General features: G+C 60.9%; 18 protein-coding genes. 9 read left to right on the plus strand and 9 right to left on the minus strand.

Annotated features, from left to right (window positions below; translation table 11 throughout):
• Positions 1-78: 78 nt before the first annotated feature.
• On the plus strand, positions 79-4764 hold the full coding sequence (locus tag INQ47_RS06910; RefSeq protein WP_404701389.1) for a dermonecrotic toxin domain-containing protein: 4686 nt from the start codon (positions 79-81) through the stop codon (positions 4762-4764).
• 43 nt (positions 4765-4807) lie between these two features.
• Here INQ47_RS06910 and INQ47_RS06915 read toward each other — a convergent pair whose 3' ends face one another.
• The 4 genes from INQ47_RS06915 to gpmI form a co-directional block, all read right to left on the minus strand.
• Entirely contained in the window at positions 4808-5575 is a 768-nt protein-coding gene (locus tag INQ47_RS06915) for a divergent polysaccharide deacetylase family protein (protein ID WP_252461032.1), read from the minus strand.
• 8 nt (positions 5576-5583) lie between these two features.
• On the minus strand, positions 5584-6900 hold the full coding sequence (locus INQ47_RS06920; RefSeq protein ID WP_404701390.1) for a S41 family peptidase: 1317 nt from the start codon (positions 6898-6900) through the stop codon (positions 5584-5586).
• Between the two features lie 78 nt (positions 6901-6978).
• Positions 6979-8286: a murein hydrolase activator EnvC gene (locus INQ47_RS06925; RefSeq protein WP_021783710.1), complete on the minus strand. Its 1308-nt coding sequence runs from the start codon at positions 8284-8286 to the stop codon at positions 6979-6981.
• Positions 8287-8427: 141 nt separating this feature from the next.
• Positions 8428-9963, minus strand: coding sequence for a 2,3-bisphosphoglycerate-independent phosphoglycerate mutase (gene gpmI / locus INQ47_RS06930; RefSeq protein ID WP_252461029.1), 1536 nt, complete (start codon positions 9961-9963; stop codon positions 8428-8430).
• Between the two features lie 207 nt (positions 9964-10170).
• On the opposite strand from gpmI, the gene INQ47_RS06935 reads away from it, so the two are divergent.
• From INQ47_RS06935 to secB, 3 genes are read left to right on the plus strand one after another with little or no spacing between them, the layout of a single operon-like run.
• Positions 10171-10584: a rhodanese-like domain-containing protein gene (locus INQ47_RS06935; protein ID WP_176684807.1), complete on the plus strand. Its 414-nt coding sequence runs from the start codon at positions 10171-10173 to the stop codon at positions 10582-10584.
• Between the two features lies 1 nt (position 10585).
• Positions 10586-10840, plus strand: coding sequence for a glutaredoxin 3 (gene grxC / locus INQ47_RS06940; RefSeq protein ID WP_404701391.1), 255 nt, complete (start codon positions 10586-10588; stop codon positions 10838-10840).
• Positions 10841-10879: 39 nt separating this feature from the next.
• A complete protein-coding gene (secB, locus tag INQ47_RS06945) occupies positions 10880-11365 on the plus strand; it encodes a protein-export chaperone SecB (RefSeq protein ID WP_003249206.1) in 486 nt (161 codons plus the stop codon).
• A gap of 154 nt (positions 11366-11519) precedes the next feature.
• Here secB and trmL read toward each other — a convergent pair whose 3' ends face one another.
• On the minus strand, positions 11520-11981 hold the full coding sequence (gene trmL, locus INQ47_RS06950) for a tRNA (uridine(34)/cytosine(34)/5-carboxymethylaminomethyluridine(34)-2'-O)-methyltransferase TrmL (protein ID WP_003249209.1): 462 nt from the start codon (positions 11979-11981) through the stop codon (positions 11520-11522).
• On the opposite strand from trmL, the gene INQ47_RS06955 reads away from it, so the two are divergent.
• Positions 11980-12417: a hypothetical protein gene (locus INQ47_RS06955; protein ID WP_252461027.1), complete on the plus strand. Its 438-nt coding sequence runs from the start codon at positions 11980-11982 to the stop codon at positions 12415-12417. The two genes, trmL and INQ47_RS06955, sit on opposite strands and share 2 nt — an antisense overlap.
• A gap of 358 nt (positions 12418-12775) precedes the next feature.
• Here the strand turns inward: INQ47_RS06955 and ntrC are convergent, their stop codons facing one another.
• From ntrC to glnA, 3 genes are all read right to left on the minus strand, one after another.
• Positions 12776-14212, minus strand: a complete 1437-nt coding sequence (gene ntrC, locus INQ47_RS06960) for a nitrogen regulation protein NR(I) (RefSeq protein WP_404701392.1) — start codon at positions 14210-14212, stop codon at positions 12776-12778.
• Positions 14209-15294 (minus strand): nitrogen regulation protein NR(II), encoded by a 1086-nt coding sequence (gene glnL / locus INQ47_RS06965; RefSeq protein ID WP_209969488.1) that lies wholly within the window; start codon positions 15292-15294, stop codon positions 14209-14211. Before glnL ends, ntrC begins: the two co-directional genes overlap by 4 nt.
• A gap of 364 nt (positions 15295-15658) precedes the next feature.
• Entirely contained in the window at positions 15659-17065 is a 1407-nt protein-coding gene (glnA, locus tag INQ47_RS06970) for a type I glutamate--ammonia ligase (protein ID WP_021783715.1), read from the minus strand.
• 616 nt (positions 17066-17681) lie between these two features.
• Here glnA and thiI point away from each other — a divergent pair.
• Positions 17682-19136: a tRNA uracil 4-sulfurtransferase ThiI gene (gene thiI, locus INQ47_RS06975; protein ID WP_003249221.1), complete on the plus strand. Its 1455-nt coding sequence runs from the start codon at positions 17682-17684 to the stop codon at positions 19134-19136.
• Positions 19137-19264: 128 nt separating this feature from the next.
• A complete protein-coding gene (typA, locus tag INQ47_RS06980) occupies positions 19265-21085 on the plus strand; it encodes a translational GTPase TypA (RefSeq protein ID WP_021783717.1) in 1821 nt (606 codons plus the stop codon).
• A 189-nt stretch (positions 21086-21274) separates the two neighbouring features.
• Here typA and INQ47_RS06985 read toward each other — a convergent pair whose 3' ends face one another.
• Positions 21275-21679, minus strand: a complete 405-nt coding sequence (locus INQ47_RS06985) for a YkgJ family cysteine cluster protein (RefSeq protein ID WP_049870388.1) — start codon at positions 21677-21679, stop codon at positions 21275-21277.
• A 184-nt stretch (positions 21680-21863) separates the two neighbouring features.
• Between INQ47_RS06985 and INQ47_RS06990 the strand changes: the two genes are divergently transcribed.
• Together INQ47_RS06990 and INQ47_RS06995 are read left to right on the plus strand one after the other, a co-directional pair.
• The gene (locus tag INQ47_RS06990; RefSeq protein WP_404701393.1) at positions 21864-24314 is read left to right on the plus strand and encodes a glycogen/starch/alpha-glucan phosphorylase; all 2451 of its coding nucleotides are present in this window, start codon (positions 21864-21866) and stop codon (positions 24312-24314) included.
• 238 nt (positions 24315-24552) lie between these two features.
• Complete coding sequence (locus tag INQ47_RS06995) at positions 24553-25563, plus strand: class 1 fructose-bisphosphatase (protein WP_252461023.1); 1011 nt, start codon at positions 24553-24555, stop codon at positions 25561-25563.

Below are 25563 nucleotides of genomic sequence, written 5' to 3' on the forward strand. Positions count from 1 at the left end.
GCCAGCAGTAATATGTAGCACCTCTTTCGATAACATCTCCAGGACGCTTTGTGGTTCATTCCATAACGAGTCCTGGTCATGCCCGCCACTCACGCGCACAACCTCAATCACGCAGTCGCCACCCAGTTCGCCAGCCGTCCCACGCTCCGCCAGGTTGTAGGCGAACAGGTCATGAAGGTGATCCTGGAGCACTATCCTCTGGTTGGCGTGCATCGCCCTGAAATGGCCTCGGCTGCACCGCTGTACCTGATGTCCCTGCAGCCGGATGGTGTCTGGCACCCTCAGCCGCTGGTGGATGTGGTGCTGCAGGCCCTGCTTGAGGCTAAACCACTGGACCTCACCTCAGCGGGTGACTACCGCCTTAGCCTGAACCCGCCCCGGCGCTTTTTCGCCATCGAGTCGAGCCTTGAAACTGCCGAGGGCGATTTGATCGAGCCCGCGCGCCTGACCGATGGCCTCAACGCGTTGCTGCCGATGCTGCTTTGGCACTTCCAGCAAGCGCAGATCGACTATTGGAACGGCGACGCCACGATCGACCGCGACCTGTGGTTGCAGCAGTTGTTGCGCGCCAACCTGCTCGATGGCCTGAAAGACGAAGCGCTGGACGACGAACAACGCAAGCTGCTGCGTGACCTGATGATGGGTAACCGTACCGGGCTCGATGTGCAGCTGGTGCGGGTTGCGTTACGTGAGGGCGAAGACACTTTCCATGAGCTGTTGCCCGGTTTGCTGATTACCGCCTCCAGTGAAGTTCGCGAACTGACACTCTGGTGTTCTCCCGAAGGCCTGGTCCGCAGTTACGACGCCCAGGCTGCGTTCGGCACGGCGTTGCAAATGCAGATGGCTGGACGTTACCGGTTTGATGAGTTGAGCTGGCAAGGCCTGACTGTGGAGGGCGACGCTTTCGCCCTGTACAGCGCCTTGTTGCTGGAAATCTTGCTCGAGCGCGTGGCCCGCCTGCGCTGGAGCGCGATCGACAGCGTCGACCAACTGGAGCATTACTGCCATGTGGCCTGCGACCCCGCGTCCTTTTTTGCCGAGTTCAGTGACTATGGCTCCGGTGGGTTGGGCCTGGCGCTTCCCAAGGGCCTGTCGCGAGCCGATACGGATAGTCAGACCGCCTATCTGCAAGCCATGCTCGACTTGTCGCTACTGCAACAGCACAGCCCAGCCCAGGGCATTCAGGACGGTCTGCCGGACTTGCACACCTATGCGGCGACGCGCCTGCGCGAGGAGATGCTGCATGACCACCCGGTAGACGCCAATTACTTCCCTGACGACCTTATCCTCACTGTCGAGACCTTTGTCAGTGACGGTCACGGGCTGGGCTTCGGCCAGAAGACCGGTGAAAAGAAGCTGACCTTGACGCAACTGGCGATCGGCCGCCTGGATGCCACCGCAGGAGGGGTGGTGACACATATCGCGCACCGGGAAAACCAGCTGATCATGAAGTGGATGACCATTGATTACGTCCGTGAGCTGGTGCAGCGAGTCGACATCGGCGGCAGTTATCCACGTCATGTACAGTCGATGCTCGATCGCTCGGCGAGCCGGGCCGAACACATCTCGGCATTTGCCATACGCTGGCGTATCACCCTGATGTTCGATGCTGCGCGGGCGCGGGCAGTCAAGCGGCTCGACAAGTTCGCCTACGGCGCCCTGGCAGAATTTTGCCGTAGTGGCCAGGAAGGTGCAGCGGCTGTGCGGATTGCACCGCTTGCGTTCAAACGCTCGCCGACATCAGAGAGGGTCGACGTGGCGCATGGTTTCTACGTGATCGAACTCATCGAGCTGGGTGCTCATCTGTTGTATTGCCCGCTGTACACCGACAAGGCGCTGATTCAGTTCGACAGCGCTCAGGCGCTGTTGGATGCGATCAGCCGCCCGGGGGCGTTGCAGGACAGCGTGCTGCTGTGGATCGAGCAAGCTCAGCGCGGGGTCTACGACAACGGCGGCTTCCGGGAGCCGCACCTGCCCCAATGGCTGCTCGACTCTTACACCCTCCCGGCGAAACCGCAGCCTGTTCAGCTGGCGCTGCAGTTCTGGGCGCAGGACGTGGATCGGCAGATGTTCGAAGCCAAGGGCCGGATGTTGCTGGAGCTGGCGGATCGCAGCGCCATGAGCAACAGCGAGGTGCGCTGGCGGCTGGTCACGGCATTTTCCTGGGAGCTGCTGAATGTTGTGTTTCCGGTGTTACCGGGGCCTCTCACCTCGGTTGCCTGGCTTTACATCGGCATGCGCAGCCTGATCAACGATGTGCAGGGGCTGGCCAGCCCGCATCTCGACGAGCGAATCCAGGCGATGGTCGATGTGCTGAACAACACCTTGCTGGCGCTGATACACCTGCAGACGCCGAAACTGGCAGCGCCGGCCGTTTCTGGTGACCTGCCGCCATCGCTGCTCCAGGGGCCACCTCCAGGCAACGGGATCGAGTTGGCGAACCTTTCCACAGCAACGCGGGAGCCCAGTACCTCGGTCGACAGGCTGCAGGCGATGGCCAACACCCACCTGGACTTTTCCTGGCGTGGGGCTGGGGGGCTCAACGGCCTGTCGAGTGCCCAGCGCGGTCAAATGCGGGCGTTGGCGACCAGCGTTTCGCTGGCTGGGCGTGAACCGCAGACTCAGGGCGTGGCTGCTGGCCTGGTGCGGATTGGGGATGATTTCTATGTGTCTCTGGACGGTGATGTCTACCGAGTCAGCCTTGATAACGCAGCGTTTCGCATCATCGGTCCGGACGGCACGGTTGGGCCATACCTGATGCGCGACGGCAATGTCTGGCGCCTCAATAATTCGCGATTGCACGGTGGCAATGATCGCTCCGGCGAGTTGGCCCGCGAGCGACTGCGCAAGAAACTAAGCGGGCCGATCGCCAAGGCTCAGGCCGAGATAGAGCGGCTTCTCTTGGCCGCGGAGGCTGCCACGAAGGATTTCAACGCGTTGAGCGAGCAGGTTGTCGGTTTGCGTGATCCGGTAAAAAAAGTCGAGGATCGGTTGCAAAAGGCGCCACCAACCGACCCGGGCGAACGTGCGCAATTCGAGCAGGCTACCGAGTTGTTCAAGCGCAAACTCCAGCAGTTGCACGAGCAGACGAATGCGCTGCGCACCCGGCGCCTGGCGTTGAACGACAGTCTATTCCAGGGGTATCTCGAGGCTGAACGCAACATTATCTACGTGCTCGACAAGACGAGCGTCTCGACGCAGGGCGGCAGCGTGAGAGATCAACGGATACTCTTGGGCCAGGTCCGCAAGAACCTGATCAGCTTTGGCATGTTCTTCATTGATGAGCTCCTGGCCTTGGGTGGGTTCAGGGAATACGACCAACTCACCAATGCGCTCAATGAGGCACCGCCAGAGAAACAGGCCGAGTTGTATGCCAGGTTCCGGACGATGTTGGAGAAGTTGCTTGAAGAGCAGCCCAGGATCATCAATGTCTCCAGCCAGCTGGATCGCCTGTTGGCCATCACCGATATCGACATGCAAGTGCCTTACGTCAATACCACGCTGACCGTTTCGAGCATTATCGAGAGCCGCAAGACGACCACGATCAACATCCGGTTTTTCCAGGCCATGGGCCTGGTCGAGCTCGCCCTGCAGTGGCACAAAGGCACGCCTACCCAGCACTACATGATCTTCCGCCATGCGCTCGCCAGTCAGCGTCTGCGGGTGGCCGCACAAACGCATCATCTGCTGATGTTCTGTGACTTGCCTGTCGCCGAACGAATCGAGGTGCTGCAAAGTGCGTGGGACGAATACCTCGCGGCGATTCTCAACGCCGAACGGATCAAGACACTCGGCAGCAAGCTCATCGATGTCCAGCGCCTTGAGGCCTACAAGCAACAGATGGTGGAACTGAAAACCATAGCCGGTGAGGCGTTGGTCGAGGCCATGCGCGAGCAGGCGGACGGGCAGGTTCGTGGCACACGTCGTGCGGTCTATTCACGAAAGAGCCTGCAGGTGGCCCATACGCGGGCTGGTCAGATAGTCATTGGCAGCGAATCGGTGGTCGACGGGCAGGCTGTGCTTCAAGTTGTAGCGGCTTTCAACAAGAGCGCGCTGCATCGCTTCCAGAAGCAGGGAAACACCTGGGTTGAAGAGGTAGCCGCGGGCGAACCGGAACAGCAGTCGAGGAATTCTACGCCGGACTCCGAAAGGAACAACCGGGAACTGGCCGAGGCCATGCTGGCACAGAACGAAAATGTCATCGCTCAAGCCAGAGCCCTGGTTGCCAAGGATGCTGACGACATGGGCCTGATGTCGATGCTGGACGGCCAGATCAACGAAGTGGCCGAGCTGCGGGAACAGCTCAGCGATGCCGACGCAGAGCACGCGCTGCTGGCAGGCATGGACGATGCGTTGATTCAGTTGCGCCAGGCCCGCCGCGACTGTTTGGTAGCGCTTTACAGCAAGACGCGCTACCCAGGTTCCAGAGGGCTGAATTTTCTCCATCAGCAGGGGTTGCTCGCCGTGGAATATGTCGGGCCTCGGCAGGTGGTCTCCGATGGCTATCTGGACGAATACCGGATCAGCCTGTTGCCTGCTCCCGGCGAGGCCAAGGGTAGACCCTTGTGGGCCGCGCATTTCCACTTTGCCGACTCGCAGGCAGCGCCGACGGCGTTTGGCAAAGGCCATCTGAAACTGTGGAGCCAGCGCAAGATGGGGTATCGCGAACAAATGAAGGCCGCGAGCGAGGGGCAGGTACTGAGCATCTATCGAGGTAACCTGACCTATGCGCAGGCCAAGGATGTGATCCCGTTCAACCTCTGAACAGTTGCACTTTCAGCCCAGTGGTAACCCGCGATCGGCAACGCTAGCGATTGCTGTAACGGCCATGCTTACCGTGTGCAGGCATGGCCTGGTTGCCCCGTGTGGCGATCATCTGTTGTAGCGTGATCAGTTCGATACCCAATTGCTTGAGCCGTGGAATTTGCCTTTCCAGCACCGCTAGCGTTTGCGGGTAGGGGTGGCCGATCAACACAGCCGAGCCTTGCTTGCGGGCCAGTGCAACACCCTGTTGCAGCTGAGCGTCGATGGCTTCCGGTGTGCGCACGTCATCCAGAAATACATCCCGCGACACATGCGCCACATCGTGCGCTTGAGCCTCGGCCGCGGCGACCGTGGCGGCACTGGTGCGGCTGTCGACGAAGAACAGTTGGCGCCGCTGTAGCTCGCCCATCAACCACGCCATGGGTTCACGCTGTGCGGTCATGCGGCTGCCCATGTGGTTGTTGATGCCGGCGGCGTAGGGCACCTTGACCAATGCTGCGTCCAGGCGCCGCGCCAGCTCTTCGATGGCGATGCCCGGGTGCCAGGCATAGGGCCCGGTGGCTGGGTCCATGGGCATGTGCAGGATCACCGTCTTGCCGGCCTTGTGCGCCTGGCGGGCGAAGTCAGTGGCATGCGGGGTGTCGGGCATGATCGCCATGGTCACCGGCCCTGGCAGCGCGAGGGTACGGCTGTCACGCTCGGGGCTCTGGCCCAGGTCGTCGATGATGATGCTCATGTAGGCGTTGTTGGCCGGCGCCGCTTGCGCGATTCCGGCCATCAGGCAAAACAACAGACACAGCAGATAACGCATAGGGTAGATCAGTCGCCCTTGGTGATGTTCAGGCCTTTGAGCAGGCTCACGGCCTGGCTCAACTGGAAGTCGTCATCCTGCGGGCGTTCCTTGCGCTTGCTGCTGCCGGTCGGGCGGTCGGCGCCGCCGTTGCCGTTGCCCAGGTGGCCCTGCAGGTCGGCCTCCTTGAAGCTTTCGGTGTCGGCCTCGGCGGTGAGCTTGGCCTGGCGCACTTCGATGTCCGGGACGATGCCCTGGGCCTGGATCGAACGGCCGTTGGGGGTGTAGTACAGCGCAGTGGTGAGCTTCAGGGCGCGGTCGTTGGCCAGTGGCAGCACGGTCTGCACCGAGCCTTTGCCGAAACTGTCGGTGCCCATCAGCACGGCGCGCTTCTGGTCCTGCAGGGCGCCGGCGACAATCTCCGATGCCGATGCACTGCCACCGTTGATCAGTACCACCAGCGGCACGCCTTCGCTGGCATCGGCCGGGTCGGCCGAGAATCGCAGCTCGGAGTTGGCGATGCGGCCCTTGGTGTAGACGATCAGGCCTTTGGTCAGGAAGTGGTCGGCTACTTCCACCGCCGACTGCAGCACGCCGCCCGGGTTGTTGCGCAGGTCCAGCACTACCCCGCGCAGCTTCTTGCCGTTGTCCTTGCGCAGCTTGGCCAGGGCCTTGCCCACTTCGTCACCGGTCTTGACCTGGAACTGGGTGATACGGATGTAGCCGTAATCGTTCTCCAGTAGCTGGCTCTTCACGCTCTTGACCTGAATGACCGCGCGGCTCAGGGTCACGTCAAACGGGGTGCCGCCGTCGCGCACCAAGGTCAGGGTGATTTTCTCGCCGACCTTGCCGCGCATCTTGTCGACTGCTTCGGTCATGGTCTGGCCGCGGGTCGGGGCGCCATTGATCTTGACGATCAGGTCACCAGCTTGCACGCCGGCCCGCGAGGCTGGGGTGTCGTCGATTGGCGAGACCACCTTGATGAAGCCGTCTTCCTGGCCTACTTCAATGCCCAGCCCGCCGAACTCGCCGCTGGTGCTTTCCTGCAGCTCCTGGAAGTCCTCGGGGCCAAGGTAGGCCGAGTGCGGGTCAAGATTGCTTAGCATGCCCTTGATGGCGTTCTCCAGCAGGGTCTTGTCGTCTACCGGTTCGACGTAGGCGGCCTTGATACGGTCCAGGACCTCGGCGAAGGTGCGCAGTTCTTCCAGCGGCAGTGGCGCCTTGGCGGTCACCTCGGTGGCTGGCACTGCGGCGACCTTGGCCGGCTCTGCGGCGGTGGCCAGGGGCGCGCCGACCGCCAGGGCGATGGACAGGGCCAGCTGGGTGAGACGAGGCGAGTGCAGCATGTCGAACGAACTCCTGATCCTGTAGGTGCTCCTTGAGGAGCATCGGTGCAGCACTCAAGCTGCGCCGTAGAAATTTAACTAGCCTCGGCACCACTGCGAAGGGTCGGTAGGGCGGCCCTGCTGGCGGATAGCGAAGTACAAGCCTGCCGCTTCCTGGCCACCGCTGTTGCCAACGGTGGAAATGGCCTCACCGGCCTTGACGATATCACCGGCATTCTTGAGCAGGCTCTGGTTGTGGCCGTACAGGCTCAGGTAACCGTTGCCATGGTCGAGAATGACCAGAAGCCCGGCGCCGCGCAACCAGTCCGCGAATACCACACGCCCGCCGTGCACGGCACGTACCTGAGTGCCCGGTGTGGCGCTGATCATCACCCCGTCCCACTTGGCGCGGGCGTCGCTGCCGCGGGCATCACCGAAGCGTGCCAGCAGTCGACCATTGACTGGCCATGGAAGTTTGCCCCGCGCAGCAGAAAATGCGCCGCCGTAGTTCGCGCCATCGCTGGAAACCATCGGCCCGAGGGTGGTGCGGGCCTTTTTCGGCGGCTCCGCTGGCTCACGGGCCTGGTCGCGGGCAGCCGCAGCGGCCAGCGCTTCCTGCTTGCGGCGCTTTTCCGCTTCCTGCTGCGCCAGCAGGGCCTTCTTGCGCGCTTCTTCAGCTTCACGGGCCTGGCGGGCAAGGGTTTCCTCGATGGTCTTCAGGACCTTGGCCAGGTCGGCCTGGTCCTGTTCACGCGCTTGCAACTTTTGGCCGCGGTCCTTTACATCGCTGTTGAGCTTGGCCAGAACCTGCTGGCGCTTGGCGCGCTCGGTTTCCAGCTCTTGACGGCGGCTGTCGAGGTCGGCGCGCTGGGCCAGCAGCTGTTGCTGCTGGCTGGAAATTTCCTGTTCGACGTTGGCCAGTTGGCGCAAGGTCTCGTTGAAGGTGCGCAATTGCTCCAGGCGCGCCTTGCTCAGGTAGTCGTAATAGGTGAGGGTGCGGGCGAATTTCTCGGGGTTCTGCTGGTTGAGCAGCAGCTTGAGGTATTCCTCGCGACCGTTGTTCTGGTAGGCCGAACGGGCCTGGATGGCGATCAGTCGTTGTTGTTCAACGCGGGCGCTCTGGAGTTTTTTTTTCTCGGTATCAAGGCGCTCCAGCTCGCCTTCAGTCTTTTTTAGTTCTTGCTGCAGGGCCTCCACCTGCTTTTCGAGGTTACCGATGTCGGTTTCGGTGGTTTTGAGGTCCTTTTGCACACCGGCCTTTTCTTCCTGGAGCTTGCTCAGCGTTTTCTTGAGCTCGGCAATGTCCTGGCGGGTGGCATCCAGTTGCTGCTGGGTCTGCGCGCGCTCATCGGCGAAGGCCGGGCTGAGCAGGCAAGACAGGGCTAGGAGGATCAGGGCGCGAAGCATGGGGTTTGGCGTACCAAGGATGGAGACTGGCCTAGTATGCCCGCGTGGGCAGGCAAAAAAAACGCCTCGCTGCGGATGCAGGGGGGCGTTTGTCTGGAATTCATGTGCAATTGGGGCTGCAAAGCAGCCCCTTGTCGCCGATCAGGCGTCGACCAGAATCGAGGTACCGGTCATTTCCACCGGCTTTTCCAGCCCCAGCAGCTTCAGCATGGTTGGCGCCACGTCGGCCAGCACGCCGCCCGCACGCACTTTCACGTTGCGCTTGCCCACATAGATGAACGGTACCGGCTCGGTAGTGTGCGCGGTGTGCGCCTGGCCGGTGCACTCGTCTTCCATCTGCTCGACGTTGCCGTGGTCGGCGGTGATCAGCGCCTCGCCGCCGACCTTGTCCAGCGCTTCGACAATGCGGCCTACGCAGGTATCCAGCGCTTCGACGGCCTTGACTGCCGCCTCGAACACGCCGGTGTGGCCAACCATGTCGCCGTTGGCGTAGTTGACCACGATGACGTCGAAGCGCTGCTGTTCGATGGCTTCGACGATGCGATCGGTCACCTCTGGTGCGCTCATTTCCGGTTGCAGGTCATAGGTGGCAACCTTCGGCGACGGGATCAGGATGCGTTCTTCGCCTTCGAACGGCTCTTCGCGGCCACCAGAGAAGAAGAAGGTGACGTGGGCGTATTTCTCGGTTTCGGCGATGCGCAGTTGGGTCTTGCCGTTTTTTGCCAGGTATTCGCCCAGCACGTTGTTCAGGCTGGACGGCGCAAAGGCCGCGGGTGCCGGAATCTTTGCCGAATATTGGGTCAGGCCGATGTACGCCGCCATCTTCGGCAGGCGCGCACGGGCGAATTCCGTGAAGTCTGGCTCTACAAATGCACGCGACAGTTCGCGCGCACGGTCGGCGCGGAAGTTCATGAAGATCACGGCATCGCCATCTTCGACCTTGACTGCTTCGCCAATGCGCGTGGCTTTGACGAATTCGTCGCTCTCGTCACGGGCGTAAGCTGCTTCCAGGCCTGCCAGGGCCGTGTCAGCGGTGTACTCGGCAGCGCTGTCGACGATCAGGTTGTAGGCGGCGCTGACGCGGTCCCAGCGGTTGTCGCGGTCCATGGCGTAGTAGCGGCCGATCAGGCTGGCGATGCGGCCCTTGCCCAGCTTGGCGAAGGTGGCATCGAGCAGTTCGATGGGCGACTGCGCGCTGCGTGGCGGGGTGTCACGGCCATCGAGGAAGGCATGCAGGTAGATCTTTTCGGCACCACGCTGCGCGGCCAGTTCGGCCATGGCCACCAAGTGGTCCTGGTGGCTGTGTACGCCACCATCGGACAGCAGGCCGAGGATGTGTACGGCCTTGCCAGCACTGGCTGCCTTGTCCACAGCACCGGTCAGCACCGGGTTTTCGAAGAACTCGCCGTCGCGGATGGCCTTGGTCACCCGGGTGAAGTCCTGATAGACGACACGACCTGCGCCGAGGTTCATATGACCGACTTCGGAGTTGCCCATCTGCCCGTCCGGCAGGCCGACATCCATGCCCGAGCCGGAAATAAGGCCATGCGGCTGGGTGGCGCACAGGCGGTCATAGACCGGTTTATTGGCGGCAAAGATGGCATTGTGTTCGGGGATATCGCTATGGCCGAAGCCATCCAGGATAATCAGGACCAGGGGTTTGGGCGTGCTCGTCATCAATCAAACTCACGGTTGTTCAAAGATGATAAAGACACGCATTTTAGGGCAAATACGCCACCCGCGGCGAATATTCGTCCCATTCCACCGACCGGCGCACCTGTGCTAGCAACATGAAGGTGGTTTTGTGGCCGGCCCGTCGGGCTTTGGTGGCACCAAGGGGCTGTGTATACTGGCCGGCATTTTCAATCGCCTGGAACACCGCTGATGGTTGCTCACCTGATTCAATTCGCGACAGATCACTACATCCTGGTTGCGATCTTCCTCATTTTGCTGGTCCTGCTGCTCATCAATGAAATCCGTCGTGGTGGCCAGAGCCTGACTAATGGCCAACTGACAGCCATGGTCAATGCCGAGAAGGCCCTGGTGATCGACATTCGCCCGGCCAAGGAATACTCCGCTGGTCATATCGTCGGTGCGGTGAACATCCCGCAGGACAAACTGGCCAACCGCATGACCGAGTTGGGCAAACATAAAGAGAAGACCCTGATTGTCGTCGACGCGATGGGCCAGCAGTCCGGCACCATTTGCCGCGAGCTGCTCAAAGCTGGTTACAACGCCGCCAAACTGAGCGGTGGCGTTTCCAGCTGGAAAGCCGATAACCTGCCCCTGGTGAAGTGATATGAAGCCTGTCATCGTCTATTCCAGCGACTACTGCCCCTACTGCATGCGCGCCAAGTACCTGCTCGAGAGCAAGGGCGTGGCCTTCGAGGAAATCAAGGTCGACGGCAAGCCGCAGGTTCGCGCCGAGATGAGTCAGAAAGCCGGCCGTACGTCTGTGCCGCAGATCTGGATCGGCAGCACCCATGTCGGTGGATGCGATGACCTCTATGCCCTGGAGCGCGTAGGCAAGCTCGACGCGCTGCTGGCGGCCTGATTTGCACTGCATTCAAAAACATTAGGATAAGGATCTGACATGACTGACCAACAGACCAACGGCGCTGCTGCAGAAGACAACAGCCCTCAGTTCTCTCTGCAACGCATCTATGTGCGCGACCTGTCGTTCGAGGCCCCGAAAAGCCCGCAGATCTTCCGTCAGACCTGGGAGCCAAGCGTTGCCCTGGACCTGAACACCAAGCAGAAATCCCTGGAAGGCGACTTCCACGAGGTCGTGCTGACCCTGTCGGTTACCGTCAAGAACGGTGACGAAGTGGCCTTCATTGCTGAAGTGCAGCAGGCCGGTATCTTCCTGATCGCCAACCTCGATGCGCCTTCGATGAGCCACACCCTGGGTGCGTTCTGCCCTAACATCCTGTTCCCTTATGCCCGTGAGGCCTTGGATAGCCTGGTGACTCGCGGTTCGTTCCCGGCGCTGATGCTGTCGCCTGTCAACTTCGACGCCCTGTACGCGCAAGAAATGCAGCGTATGCAGGAAGCGGGTGAAGCGCCTACTGTGCAGTAATAACTGCCGGTATCAAGAAAGCGCCTTTCGGGGCGCTTTTTTTTGCCTGTGCGGGCCTCTTCGCGGGTAAACCCGCTCCTACAGGCGATCGCGCCGTTCCCTTGACCTGTGTAGGAGCGGGTTTACCCGCGAAGAGGCCGGCACAGGCGACACATCAGCTCCCGGCAAACCCGTTCTGCCGCCACGCCTCATACACCGTCACCGCCACGGTATTGGACAGGTTCAGGCTACGGCACCCCGGCCGCATCGGCAGGCGCAGGCGGTGCTCGGCCGGCAGGCTGTCCAGCACCTCGGCCGGCAGCCCGCGGCTCTCCGGCCCGAACAGGAAGGCGTCGCCCGGCTGGAAGGCCACTTCGTGGAACGGGTGCGAGCCCTTGGTGGTAAAGGCGAACAACCTTGGGTTGCCAAGGCTTTCCAGGCATCCGGCCAAGCTCTCGTGACGCTTGAGCGTGGCATACTCGTGGTAGTCCAGCCCTGCGCGGCGCAGGCGCTTGTCATCCAGTTCGAAGCTGATGGGTTCGATCAGGTGCAGCGCGCAGCCGCTGTTGGCGCATAGACGAATGATGTTGCCGGTATTCGGCGGAATTTCTGGTTGAAAAAGGATGACGTGAAACATGCACGGCTCCAAGCGTGAAGATGACGGGCATTCTACCCCTGAACCGGATGTGCGTTCGAAGGCCTTCCCACGGGTGATGCTGTCGTTGGCGATTGTCGGCTTGATGGTGGGGCTGATGATCGGTCGCCTGACTACGCCCGACGAGCGTGAGTTGCAGCAGGTGCAGGTGATGCAGGATGGCCTGGAGCTTTGGTTCAACGAAGAGCCCAAGCTGCATGGCGAGAACGTGGAAGGGACAGTGGCATTGCTGTTCCAGGCCCAGGGCAAGGCTCAGCAAGGGCAGCTTAGCCTGCAAGGCAAGCCGGTGAGCTGGCGGATACAGCACAGCAAGGAAGGTTTGTTGCTGACGGTGGTGGCCGCGCGCGCCCTGCACGGCGAATGGGCCGGTGCAGAGGACGCTGGGCGCTGGCGGGTGCAAGTGAAACTGCACGAATAAAAGAGGGGATATCCCGGCCTGCCTGTACCAGGGTCCCCAAAAGGGGTACTGCGTATAAAGGGGGGATGTCCCGGCCTGCCTGTACCGAGGTCCCCAAAACGGGCGGTGCTGCGTATAAAAGAGGGGTTCACCCGGCCTGCCTGTACCAGGGCCCCCGAAACTGGAGATGTATTGCTTATTGCAGGGGGCGTGCCAGTTTTGCAAAACCCGTGAATACTGGGCTTTGAGGACGAATTGGCCGGCTTTTGAGGGGATTTGTGCCTTCGTGAGGTGCACCGGGCACAGGATCGGTGCATCGGGGGGCTGAAATGACTGGGGCCGCAAAGCGGCCCCAGAGGTCTACGGATTAATCCGGAACTCAGTGATCATCACCTTCCTCATCATCCCCTCCCGCCACATTCATCCCCAATTCCTTGATCTTGCGCGTCAGGGTGTTACGCCCCCAGCCCAGCAACAGCGCGGCATCCCGCCGGCGTCCGGCGGTGTGCTTGAGTGCCGTCTCGATCATGATCCGTTCAAAGCTCGGCACTGCGCTGTCCAGCAGGCTGGTCTGCCCGCGCGTCAACGCCTGGTCGGCCCACTGGCGCAGGGCCTGCTCCCAGTTGGTTACCGGCGCGGCGTCTTGTGGCAGGTTCAGCAGTTCTGGCGGCAGGTCACCGATCAGCACTTCGCGGCTGGAGGCCATCACGGTAATCCAGCGGCAAGTGTTCTCCATCTGCCGCACGTTGCCCGGCCATGGCAGGTTGCGGATGAACTCTTCAGTCTCCGGCTTGAGGATCTTCGGCTCGACTGCCAACTCCTGGGCGGCCCGGGCAAGGAAGTGGCGGGCGAGGGCGGGGATATCTTCGCGGCGGTCGGCCAGGCGCGGAATGTGGATACGGATGACATTAAGACGGTGGAACAAGTCTTCACGGAACTTGCCGGCCTGCACCAGTGATTCCAGGTTCTGGTGGGTGGCGGCGATGATGCGCACGTCGACCTTGACCGGCACGTGGCCGCCCACGCGGTAGAACTCGCCGTCGGCCAGCACGCGCAGCAGGCGGGTCTGGGTGTCGGCGGGCATGTCCCCGATTTCGTCGAGGAACAGCGTGCCGCCATCGGCCTGCTCGAAACGGCCCCGACGCAAGTTGGCAGCACCTGTGAAGGCGCCTTTCTCATGGCCGAACAGCTCCGACTCCATCAGATCCTTGGGGATGGCGGCCATGTTCAGGGCAATGAACGGCGATGCTGCGCGCGGGCTGTGCCGGTGCAGGGCGTGGGCCACCAGTTCTTTGCCGGTGCCGGACTCGCCGTTGATCAGCACGGTGATGTTGGAGTGGCTGAGGCGGCCGATGGCACGGAACACCTCCTGCATCGCCGGGGCTTCGCCAATGATTTCCGGGGTGCGCGCCAGGTTCTGTGGCACATCCAGGCCTTGCTGCTCCTGGGCGTGCTGGTTGGCGCGCTTGACCAGCGATACCGCTTCGTCGACGTCGAATGGCTTGGGCAGGTACTCGAAGGCACCGCCCTGGTACGAGGCCACGGCGCTGTCCAGGTCGGAGTGGGCGGTCATGATGATGACCGGCAGGCGCGGGTGCTGTTCACGGATCTGCGCCAGCAGGTCGAGGCCGCTGGTGCCAGGCATGCGAATGTCGGAAATGATCACGTCGGGTTGCTGTCGTGCCAGGCGCCCCATGACACCGTCTGCGCTGTCGAAGCTCTGGGTGGTCATGCCTTCCTGTTGCAGGGCTTTTTCCAGGACCCAGCGGATGGAGCGATCATCGTCGACGATCCATACGGTTTCACTTCGGCTCATGAGGCGGTGGCTCCTTGTTCCAGAGGCAGGTAAATCGAGAAGGCGGTGTGGCCTGCGTGGCTTTCACACTCGATCAGGCCCTGGTGCTGGCTGATGATGTTCTGGGTAATGGCCAGGCCCAGCCCGGTACCGTCCGGGCGGCCACTGACCATGGGATAGAAGAGGGTGTCCTGCAGTTCTGGCGGGATGCCCGGGCCGTTGTCGATAATCTCTACCCGCGCTACCAGGCGGTGACGGACGTGGCCGATGGTGAACTGGCGCAGGGCGCGGCTGCGCAAGGTAATGCGACCCAGGCGCAGCTCATTCTGCGCGCTGATCGCCTGCATGGCGTTGCGCACGATGTTGAGTACGGCCTGAATCATCTGTTCTCGGTCGATCAGCACGTCCGGAAGGCTTGGGTCGTAATCGCGCACCAAAGTGATGCACCCCTGGCTTTCGGCATCGACCAGGCTGCACACCCGCTCCAGCACTTCGTGAATATTGGTCATGGCCAGCGACGGCAGCTTGTTCGAGCCGAGCATGCGGTCGACCAGGTTACGCAAGCGGTCGGCCTCTTCGATGATCACATTGGTGTAGTCGCGCAGCCCTTCTTCGGGCAGTTCGCGGGCCAGTAGCTGGGCCGCTCCGCGGATGCCGCCAAGGGGGTTCTTGATTTCGTGGGCCAGGCCGCGCACCAGCATCTTGGTGGTTTCCTGCTTGCTCAGTTGGGCCTCTTCCTTGGTGATGCGCAGCAGCCGGTCCCGCGGGTGCACTTCGAGCAACAGCAGGGTCTGGCCTTGATGCAGTATCGGCGTTACCGCGTAGTCGACGGTGATGGTCTGCCCGGTCAGCGATGTGAGCTGCGCTTCACGCTTGGTGAACGGGTGCGCCTGCTCGACCGCCTGGCGCAGCGAGCTGAGCGCTTCGGTCGATTCGGTGAACAGCTCGCTGATGAACTGCCCATGGCTGCGCTGGCCACTGACGGCCAGCAGCATTTCTGCGGCCGGGTTCATGTACTCCAGGCGCAGCTCGGCGTTGAGCAGCAACGTGGCGGTGGTCAGGTTGTCCAGAAGCAGACGGTGCTGTGCATCGCTGATGGTCATAAGGCGTCGTTGACCTCTTTTGGCGCTTGCCTGGCACTGCTTTGGCCAGGGCTGGACGCGGGGTGGATCCACTGATGCGAGACTCTGGAAAAAAAATGCAAGAAACAAACCAAAGCTCCGAAAAGAAGCGGGATTTACCGATAAAGGCCTGAATCTGCGCAAATTCGGACCATAAAGTCTTGATGAAACGTTTAATTTGAACCAGATTGGGGAGCAAATGAGGGCGTGGCATGAATTAGTGCACCAAGATGGAGCATAGCGTGACAGGCGGGGTTGCAGTGCTTCTGCTTGGTGCGCAGAAACGAAAACGGCCTCCCGAAGGAGGCCGTTGTGATCATGTCATCGGCGCGGGGCGCCAATCAGATCAGCAGCTGTAGTACAGCTCGTATTCCAGCGGGTGTACGAAGGTGCGCACCTTGATTTCTTCTTCGCTCTTCAGCTCGATGAAGGCATCGATGAAGTCGTCGGAGAACACGCCGCCCTTGGTCAGGAACGCACGGCCTTTATCCAGCTCTTCCAGAGCTTCTTTCAGGCTGCCGCACACTTGCGGGATGTTCTTGGCTTCTTCTGGTGGCAGGTCGTACAGGTTCTTGTCGGCCGCGTCGCCTGGGTGGATCTTGTTCTGGATGCCGTCCAGGCCAGCCATCAGCAGGGCCGCGAAGGCCAGGTACGGGTTGGCCGATGGGTCCGGGAAGCGTGCTTCGATACGGCGGGCTTTCGGGCTGCCAACGTAAGGAATACGGATCGAGGCGGAGCGGTTGCGAGCCGAGTAGGCCAGCATTACCGGGGCTTCGAAGCCTGGAACCAGACGCTTGTAGGAGTTGGTCGACGGGTTGGTGAAGCCGTTCAGGGCCTTACCGTGCTTGATGATACCGCCGATGAAGTACAGGGCGGTGTCGGACAGGCCGGCATAGCCTTCACCCGAGAAGGTGTTCTTGCCGTCTTTCCAGATCGACATGTGCACGTGCATGCCCGAGCCGTTGTCGCCGTACAGTGGCTTCGGCATGAAGGTGGCGGTACGGCCGTAAGCGTCGGCAACGTTGTGCACGACGTATTTCAGCGCCTGTACTTCGTCAGCCTTCTTCACCAGGGTGTTGAACTTGACGCCGATTTCGTTCTGGCCGGCAGTCGCCACTTCGTGGTGGTGAACTTCAACGGTCTGGCCCATTTCTTCCAGAGCGTTGCACATGGCAGTACGGATTTCGTGGTCGTGGTCGAACGGCGGAACCGGGAAGTAGCCGCCTTTCACGCCTGGACGGTGGCCTTTGTTACCGCCTTCCACGTCAGCGCCGGTCATCCACGAGCCCTGCTCGGAGAAGATCTTGAACATCGAGCCGGAGATGTCCGACTGGAACTTCACTTCGTCGAAGATGAAGAACTCAGGCTCTGGGCCGGCGAATACGGTGTCACCGATGCCGGTGCTCTTCAGGTACTCTTCGGCGCGCTTGGCGATTGCACGTGGGTCACGATCGTAGCCCTGCATGCTCGACGGATCGACGATGTCGCAGGTAATGATCAGGGTTGGCTCTTCGGTGAACGGATCCAGAACGGCGGTTTCGTCAACCGGCATCAGGATCATGTCGGAGGCTTCGATGCCTTTCCAGCCAGCGATGGAGGAACCGTCGAACATCTTGCCGACTTCGAAGAAGTCTTCGTCCAGCGCATCACGCGACGGCATGGTCACGTGGTGCTGAGTGCCTTTGGTGTCCGTGAAACGCAGATCAATCCACTTGACGTCATGATCTTTGATGAGTTGAACCGACTTCGACATGTTGTCCTCCGGATGGTCTAGAGCGCGGTGGGCCGCTGCCCTGGAAAAAGGGTGTTGCCGGGCGCGGATAGTCGGCCAAGCTTACCTGCCTCACAAGGGAGCAAATTGCATGCCAGTGCCCGAAAATGGCGAGGCTGGGATAAAAGGGGGCGTTTGCGGGCATTTGGCGTTGGGGTAGGCCGGGAAAGTGCACCCTTAAGATGCGAATTTTTGAGGCGGCGCACCAATAGTGTGCACGCTTTGGTTTTTGTGGTGCCCGTTAGACCGAGCGCCGCCCGCGCGGCGCATCGCGAGCAAGCTCGCTCCTGCTTCTGTTTCGGGCCAGTTACGCCTGTGACAGGCGCGCGCGACCGCCTTGTTTGTACGACGTAATATATTGCGCCATGCGCCAAGGCGTTCGCGCGCAAATCCCACAGGCATATAGGCCCGAAACAGAAGTAGGAGCGAGCTTGCTCGCGATGCGCCGCGCGGGCGGCGCTCGATCTAACGGGCACCAAAAAATCCGGCTCTGACATTTATCTCAAAGCTTCTGATCAAAAGTTGGTCAAATCCTGAGCAATTTCCGATATAATTCGCGCCCCTCATTTTCGGCAGGCCCTGCGCGCGCTGTTAACCAATGAAACTTATCGTCAAAGTCTTCCCAGAAATCACCATCAAAAGCCGGCCGGTGCGCAAGCGCTTCATCCGCCAGCTTGGCAAGAACATCCGCAACGTGCTCAAGGATCTCGACCCTGAGCTCGCGGTAGATGGTGTCTGGGACAATCTCGAAGTGGTTACCCGCGTCGAAGACGAAAAAGTCCAGCGCGAGATGATCGAACGCCTCACCTGCACGCCGGGTATCACCCACTTCCTGCAGGTTGAGGAATACCCGCTGGGTGACTTCGACGACATCGTCGCCAAGTGCAAGCACCACTTCGGTCACCTGCTGGCCGGCAAGCACTTCGCCGTGCGCTGCAAGCGCGGTGGCCACCATGACTTCACCTCGATGGATGTCGACCGTTATGTCGGCAGCCAGCTGCGCCAGCAGTGTGGCGCCGCCGGGATCGAGCTGAAAAAGCCTGAAGTGCTGGTGCGCATCGAAATCCGCGACCAGCGCCTGTACGTGATCCACAACCAGCACAACGGCATCGGCGGTTATCCGCTGGGCGCCCTGGAGCAGACTCTGGTGCTGATGTCCGGTGGTTTCGACTCCACCGTTGCGGCCTACCAGATGATGCGCCGCGGCCTGATGACCCACTTCTGCTTCTTCAACCTCGGCGGCCGTGCCCACGAGCTGGGCGTGATGGAAGTGGCCCACTACCTGTGGAAGAAGTACGGCAGCAGCCAGCGTGTACTGTTCATCAGCGTGCCGTTCGAAGAAGTGGTTGGCGAAATCCTCAACAAGGTCGACAACAGCTACATGGGCGTGACCCTCAAGCGCATGATGCTGCGCGGCGCCGCCCATATGGCCGACCGCCTGCAGATCGACGCGCTGGTGACCGGCGAAGCGATTTCCCAGGTGTCCAGCCAGACCTTGCCGAACCTGTCGATCATCGACTCGGCCACCGACAAGCTGGTGCTGCGCCCGCTGCTGGCCAGCCACAAGCAGGACATCATCGACCAGGCCACCGAAATCGGCACCGCGGACTTTGCCAAGCACATGCCGGAATACTGCGGCGTGATCTCGGTAAACCCGACTACCCATGCCAAGCGTCACCGCATGGAGCACGAAGAAAAGCAGTTCGACATGGCCGTGCTGGAGCGCGCTCTTGAGCGCGCCAAGTTCATTTCCATCGACCATGTGATCGATGAGCTGGGCAAGGACATCGAAATCGAGGAAGTGGCCGAGGCGCTGCCTGGCCAGATCGTCATCGACATTCGCCACCCCGATGCCCAGGAAGACGAACCACTGGTGCTGGAAGGTATCGAGGTCCAGGCCATGCCGTTCTATGCCATCAACAGCAAGTTCAAGCACCTGGACCCTACGCGCCAGTACTTGCTGTATTGCGACAAGGGTGTGATGAGCCGTTTGCACGCACACCACCTGCTCAGTGAGGGACATGCCAATGTGCGTGTTTATCGTCCGACATAAGATGCCGGGGCTGTATGGCGGCAGTATTCGCCATCGCCCTCCCGACCGCCGGGCCCGCTGAGCCTTAAACAGTACATATTGGCCGCCTACACTGGGCGGCAACCGAATCCTCTGATCGAGATACACTTGTGATCGAAAATCTGCGTAACATCGCCATCATCGCCCACGTTGACCATGGTAAAACCACTCTGGTCGACAAACTCCTGCGTCAGTCCGGCACTCTGGAGCGTAACGAGCTCAACGACGAGCGCGTCATGGACTCCAACGACCAGGAAAAAGAGCGCGGTATTACCATTCTGGCGAAAAACACCGCCATCAACTGGAACGGCTACCACATCAACATCGTCGACACCCCCGGCCACGCCGACTTCGGTGGCGAGGTTGAGCGTGTAATGTCGATGGTCGACTCCGTGCTGCTGCTGGTCGACGCCCAGGACGGCCCGATGCCGCAAACCCGCTTCGTGACCAAGAAGGCCTTCGAAGCCGGCCTGAAGCCAATCGTCGTGATCAACAAGGTTGACCGCCCAGGCGCGCGTCCTGACTGGGTTCTGGACCAGATCTTCGACCTGTTCGACAACCTCGGTGCCACCGACGAACAGCTGGACTTCAAAGTGGTCTACGCCTCGGCCCTGAACGGCATTGCCGGCCTGGACCACACCGCCATGGGCGAAGACATGACCGCGCTGTACCAGTCGATCATCGACAACGTACCGGCACCGTCTGTTGACCGCGAAGGCCCGTTCCAGATGCAGATCTCCGCACTGGACTACAACAGCTTCCTCGGTGTTATCGGTGTTGGCCGCATCGCCCGTGGTCGCGTCAAGCCGAACACCCCGGTTGTCGCCATCGACACCAACGGCAAGAAGCGTAACGGCCGTATCCTGAAGCTGATGGGTCACCACGGTCTGCACCGCGTTGACGTCGAAGAAGCCCAGGCTGGCGATATCGTCTGCATCAGCGGTTTCGATGAGCTGTTCATCTCCGACACCCTGTGCGCCCCGGATGCGGTAGAAGCGATGAAGCCGCTGACCGTTGACGAGCCGACCGTTTCGATGACCTTCCAGGTCAACGACTCGCCGTTCTGCGGTAAAGAAGGCAAGTTCGTCACCAGCCGTAACATCAAGGACCGTCTGGACAAGGAGCTGCTGTACAACGTTGCTCTGCGCGTTCAGGAAACCGATTCCCCTGACAAGTTCAAGGTTTCGGGCCGTGGTGAGCTGCACCTGTCGGTGCTGATCGAAACCATGCGTCGTGAAGGCTTCGAAATGGCCGTGGGCCGTCCTGAAGTGATCATCCGCGAAGTCGACGGCGTCAAGCAGGAGCCGTTCGAGAACGTCACCATCGACATCCCTGAAGAATCCCAGGGCAAGGTCATGGAAGAAATGGGTCTGCGTAAAGGCGACCTGACCAACATGGTTCCGGATGGCAAGGGCCGCGTTCGTCTGGAGTACAACATTCCAGCCCGTGGTCTGATCGGTTTCCGTAACCAGTTCCTGACCCTGACCAACGGTGCAGGCATCCTGACCTCGATCTTCGATCGCTACGACACCATGAAGTCGGGCCAGATGTCCGGCCGCCTCAACGGCGTACTGGTTTCGGTCGAGACCGGCAAGGCACTGACCTACTCGCTGGAAACCCTGCAGGCTCGCGGCAAGCTGTTCGTTGAACACGGCCAGGAGATCTACAACGGTCAGATCATCGGCCTGAACAGCCGTGACAACGACCTGGGCGTGAACCCGACCAAAGGCAAGAAGCTCGACAACATGCGTGCTTCGGGCAAAGACGAAGTCATCGCCCTGGTGCCGCCAGTTCGCCACACCCTCGAGCAGGCCCTGGAATTCATCCAGGATGACGAGCTGTGCGAAGTGACTCCTAAGTCGATCCGTCTGCGCAAGAAGATCCTGGACGAAGGCGAGCGTACCCGCGCAGCCAAGAAAGCCAAGAACTGAGTTAGCTCAGGCTGAATGAAAACGCCCCCGGTCGAAAGGCCGGGGGCGTTTTAGTTTGTCTGGGTTTTTTGTGCTGGTGGTACCGGCCTCTTCGCGGGTAAACCCGCTCAGGATTTCCACAAAGGTCAAGACCTCCACAGTACCTGTAGGAGCGGGTTTACCCGCGAAGACGCCGGTGCAGGCAATAGATCAGCGCCCAACCACTTTGGGCTTGTAGGCGCAATACCCCGGCCGCGGCCCGACCTTGGGGTGGTTGCGGCAGGTATCCGGGCGCTTGTCATAAATGGTGCACAGGCGGCTTTTACGATCCAGGTACATGCAGTCGTCGTTGCTCATCCGGGTCAGGGTGAATATCCCCGACTTCTGGTTGAAGCGCTCGATGATGCCTTCTTTTTGCAGGCGTTTGGCCACGTTCTTGGGTGGTTCGTCTTTTTCGAACTCGTCGACCACGCCGATACGGATCAGATCCTTGATCTTCACCTCTACCGGCAGGGTGCAGCAGGTCGAATGGCATCCGTGGCACATGTGGCTGGCGTAGCGCTGCCAAGTCTCCAGGCGGTCGACTTCGGCGGCGGCGATCAGGGTCGTTTTCATCTTTATAAGGTGGATCACGGTCTTGGGGCGCGCGATGATACCGGAATTGTTCAATTTATGAACAACCTTTTGCCGGAATCGCAGAGTGGGCATGAAAACTGCGAACCGTAACTGTCGCTCCCTGTCGAAGGGTCTAGTCTCATCACTCTCCCTCCGCTTTCGTCAACTTGCCCGAGGATGCCGCATGTCCCAGGAACCCAAAGCACGTGACGCCGAAGTCGCGGATTTTCGTGCCGCTGTACTGAACAAGCTGACCTACGCGGTCGGCAAGGACCCCGAGCATGCCTTCGACCATGACTGGTTCGAAGCCATTGCCCTGGCCGCGCGCGATCATATGGTCGACCACTGGATGGATCACACCCGGCAGGCCTATCGGCGCAGCCAGAAGCGGGTCTACTACCTTTCCCTGGAGTTTCTCATCGGCCGCTTGCTGTATGACAGCCTGAGCAACCTGGGCCTGCTGGACATCGCGCGCGATGCGCTGGAGGGGCTGGATGTGGACCTCGAGCGCATTCGCCTGCTCGAGCCGGACGCCGCGCTGGGCAATGGCGGCCTTGGCCGTCTGGCGGCGTGCTTCATGGAGAGCATGTCTACCTTGGGTATCGCTGCCCATGGTTACGGCATCCGCTACGAGCACGGGCTGTTCCGTCAGGCCGTGGTCGATGGCTGGCAGCAGGAGCAGACCGAAAACTGGCTGGATTTCGGCAACCCCTGGGAGTTCGAGCGCGCCGAGGTGATCTACCCGATCAGCTTTGGCGGCAGTGTCGAAACGGTCCACGATGCAAGCGGTGCCCAGCGCCAGGTATGGTGGCCTGGCGAGACGGTGCGGGCGGTGGCCTACGACACGCCGGTAGTCGGCTGGCGCGGATCCAGCGTCAACACCCTGCGCCTTTGGCGGGCGCGGGCACTGGAAGAGCTGCACCTGGAGCGCTTCAACGCCGGTGATCACTTGGGGGCTGTGGCTGAAGTGGCGCGTGCCGAGAGCATTTCGCGTGTGCTTTACCCAGCCGACAGTACCGAGGCTGGCCAGGAACTGCGCCTTCGCCAAGAGTACTTTTTCGTCTCGGCTTCGCTGCAGGACTTGCTGCGGCGCCACCTGAACATGCACAAGGATCTGCTCAACCTGCCTGATGCAGCGGCCATCCAGCTAAACGACACCCACCCTTCGATTGCGGTGGCGGAGCTGATGCGGTTGCTGGTGGACCAGCACGAAGTGCCTTGGGAAAAGGCCTGGGAGCTGACCGTCGGCACGCTCGCCTACACCAACCACACCCTGTTGCCAGAAGCCCTGGAAACCTGGCCGGTAGCGCTGATGGAGCGCATGTTGCCGCGGCACATGCAGATCATCTACCTGATCAATGCCTACCATATCGATGCGTTGCGGGCCAAAGGCCTGCACGATTTCGACGTGCTGCGCGCGGTTTCGCTGATCGAGGAAGACAACGGCCGACGGGTGCGCATGGGCAACCTGGCGTTTCTTGGCTCGCACAGCGTCAACGGCGTGTCGGCGCTGCACAGCAAGTTGATGAAGAGCACGGTGTTCTCCGAGCTGCACAAGCTCTACCCGAAACGGATCAACAACAAGACCAACGGCATTACCTTCCGCCGCTGGTTGTACCAGTCCAACCCTCAGCTGACCGAGATGCTGGTCGAGGCACTTGGGCCGGAACTCAAGGACGACCCGCAGACGCGGCTGGCGGGCCTGGTGCCGTTCGCCGACAAAGCCGCTTTTCGCAAGCAGTTCGCTGCCCAGCGGCTGCACAGCAAGCGTGCCCTGGCCAGCATCATTCAGGATCGCATCGGCGTCACGGTCAACCCCGAGGCGCTATTCGATGTTCAGGTCAAACGCATTCACGAATACAAGCGCCAGTTGCTCAACCTGCTGCACACCGTTGCACTGTACCAGGCCATACGCAATGACCCTGGCACCAACTGGGTGCCACGGGTGAAGATCTTCGCTGGCAAGGCTGCGGCCAGTTACCACCAGGCCAAATTGATCATCAAACTGGCAAACGACATCGCCCGGGTGGTGAACAACGACCCGACGGTGCGCGGCCTGCTGAAGGTGGTATTCCTGCCCAACTACAACGTCAGCCTGGCCGAGAGCATCATCCCGGCGGCCGACCTTTCCGAGCAGATATCCACCGCAGGTTACGAAGCGTCCGGTACCAGCAACATGAAGTTCGGCCTCAATGGTGCGCTGACCATCGGCACTCTGGATGGCGCCAATGTGGAGATGTGCGAGCAGGTGGGGGCCGACAACATGTTCATCTTCGGCCTGACCGCGCAGCAGGTTGAAACGCGCAAGCGTGCCGGTGACTTTGGTGCCAGCACCGCCATAGCCGCTTCCAGCCGCTTGAGCGATGTGTTGCAGGCTATTCGCAGTGGTGTGTTCTCGCCAGATGACCCCTCTCGTTACACCGGGTTGATCGACGGCCTGATCGCCTACGACCGCTTCCTGCTGTGCGCCGATTTCGATGCCTACTGGGATGCCCAGCGGCGGGTCGAGGAACTGTGGCACACGCCGCAGGAGTGGTGGCGTAAGGCGGTGCTCAATACCGCGCGGATGGGCTGGTTCTCGTCGGATCGGACTATCCGTGAGTATGCGACCGAGATCTGGAAGGCGCTGGATTGAGGCAGGCCTGTGCTGGCTTGATCGCGGGTAAACCCACTCTTGCAGGGCCCTCATAAGCCTGTAGGAGCGGGCGTGCCCGCGAATCGCCCCACAACCAGACCACCGGCCTGGCGAAGGCTGAACTACCGACCTATTGTGCCGTCTGAGAGCCGTGGCGAGTCTCATCACTCGCTAGCCCGTCACTCTCCCTGTAAACTGCGTGGGTTTTTCATCCCCCCCAATCCGTTCGGAGCCATACATGTCCCGCGTTACCCTGAGTCGCTATCTGATTGAGCAGACCCGCAGCAACAATACCCCTGCCGATCTGCGCTTCCTGATCGAAGTGGTAGCGCGTGCGTGCAAGGAAATCAGCCATCACGTGTCCAAGGGCGCCCTCGGTGGTGTGCTGGGCAGCATGGGCACTGAAAACGTGCAGGGCGAGGTCCAGAAGAAACTGGACGTGATTTCCAACGATATCCTGCTGGAAGCCAACGAGTGGGGCGGCCACCTGGCTGGCATGGCTTCCGAAGAAATGGACAACGCCTACCAGATCCCGGGCAGGTACCCGAAAGGCGCCTACCTGCTGGTCTTCGACCCGCTGGACGGTTCGTCGAACATCGACGTCAACGTGTCGGTCGGTACCATCTTCTCGGTTCTGCGTTGCCCTAACCAGTACCTGAGCCAGAACGAAAGCCTCAACGAAGAAGCGTTCCTGCAGCCAGGTACCGAGCAGGTTGCTGCTGGTTATGCCATCTACGGCCCGCAGACCATGCTGGTCCTGACCCTGGGCAATGGCGTCAAGGGCTTCACTCTGGACCGCGAACTGGGCAGCTTCGTGCTGACTCACGAAAACATCCGCGTACCAGAAGCCACCGCCGAGTTCGCCATCAACATGTCCAACCAGCGCCACTGGGAAGCCCCGGTACAGCGTTACGTGGGCGAACTGCTGGCAGGCGAGACCGGCCCGCTGAAGAAGAACTACAACATGCGCTGGATCGCCTCGATGGTGGCCGACGTGCACCGCATCCTGACCCGTGGCGGCCTGTTCATGTACCCACGTGACGCTCGCGAGCCAAGCAAGCCTGGCAAGCTGCGCCTGATGTACGAAGCCAACCCGATGTCGTTCATCATCGAACAGGCCGGCGGCGCTTCCACCAACGGTTACGATCGCATCCTCGACATCAAGCCAGAAAGCCTGCACCAGCGCGTGTCGGTGATCCTCGGCTCGAAGGAAGAGGTCGAGCGCGTCACCGCCTACCACAAGGAGTAA

Origin of the sequence: Pseudomonas sp. 3HC3, assembly GCF_044904505.1 — a bacterium.
Taxonomy (GTDB): domain Bacteria; phylum Pseudomonadota; class Gammaproteobacteria; order Pseudomonadales; family Pseudomonadaceae; genus Aquipseudomonas; species Aquipseudomonas putida_Y.

Coding starts and splice junctions, on each gene's coding strand:
- INQ47_RS06910 (WP_404701389.1), top strand. CDS start 79: ATGCCCGCCACTCACGCGCACAACCTCAATCACGCAGTCGCCACCCAG.
- INQ47_RS06915 (WP_252461032.1), bottom strand. CDS start 5,575: ATGCGTTATCTGCTGTGTCTGTTGTTTTGCCTGATGGCCGGAATCGCG.
- INQ47_RS06920 (WP_404701390.1), bottom strand. CDS start 6,900: ATGCTGCACTCGCCTCGTCTCACCCAGCTGGCCCTGTCCATCGCCCTG.
- INQ47_RS06925 (WP_021783710.1), bottom strand. CDS start 8,286: ATGCTTCGCGCCCTGATCCTCCTAGCCCTGTCTTGCCTGCTCAGCCCG.
- gpmI (WP_252461029.1), bottom strand. CDS start 9,963: ATGACGAGCACGCCCAAACCCCTGGTCCTGATTATCCTGGATGGCTTC.
- INQ47_RS06935 (WP_176684807.1), top strand. CDS start 10,171: ATGGTTGCTCACCTGATTCAATTCGCGACAGATCACTACATCCTGGTT.
- grxC (WP_404701391.1), top strand. CDS start 10,586: ATGAAGCCTGTCATCGTCTATTCCAGCGACTACTGCCCCTACTGCATG.
- secB (WP_003249206.1), top strand. CDS start 10,880: ATGACTGACCAACAGACCAACGGCGCTGCTGCAGAAGACAACAGCCCT.
- INQ47_RS06955 (WP_252461027.1), top strand. CDS start 11,980: ATGCACGGCTCCAAGCGTGAAGATGACGGGCATTCTACCCCTGAACCG.
- trmL (WP_003249209.1), bottom strand. CDS start 11,981: ATGTTTCACGTCATCCTTTTTCAACCAGAAATTCCGCCGAATACCGGC.
- ntrC (WP_404701392.1), bottom strand. CDS start 14,212: ATGAGCCGAAGTGAAACCGTATGGATCGTCGACGATGATCGCTCCATC.
- glnL (WP_209969488.1), bottom strand. CDS start 15,294: ATGACCATCAGCGATGCACAGCACCGTCTGCTTCTGGACAACCTGACC.
- glnA (WP_021783715.1), bottom strand. CDS start 17,065: ATGTCGAAGTCGGTTCAACTCATCAAAGATCATGACGTCAAGTGGATT.
- thiI (WP_003249221.1), top strand. CDS start 17,682: ATGAAACTTATCGTCAAAGTCTTCCCAGAAATCACCATCAAAAGCCGG.
- INQ47_RS06985 (WP_049870388.1), bottom strand. CDS start 21,679: ATGAAAACGACCCTGATCGCCGCCGCCGAAGTCGACCGCCTGGAGACT.
- INQ47_RS06990 (WP_404701393.1), top strand. CDS start 21,864: ATGTCCCAGGAACCCAAAGCACGTGACGCCGAAGTCGCGGATTTTCGT.
- INQ47_RS06995 (WP_252461023.1), top strand. CDS start 24,553: ATGTCCCGCGTTACCCTGAGTCGCTATCTGATTGAGCAGACCCGCAGC.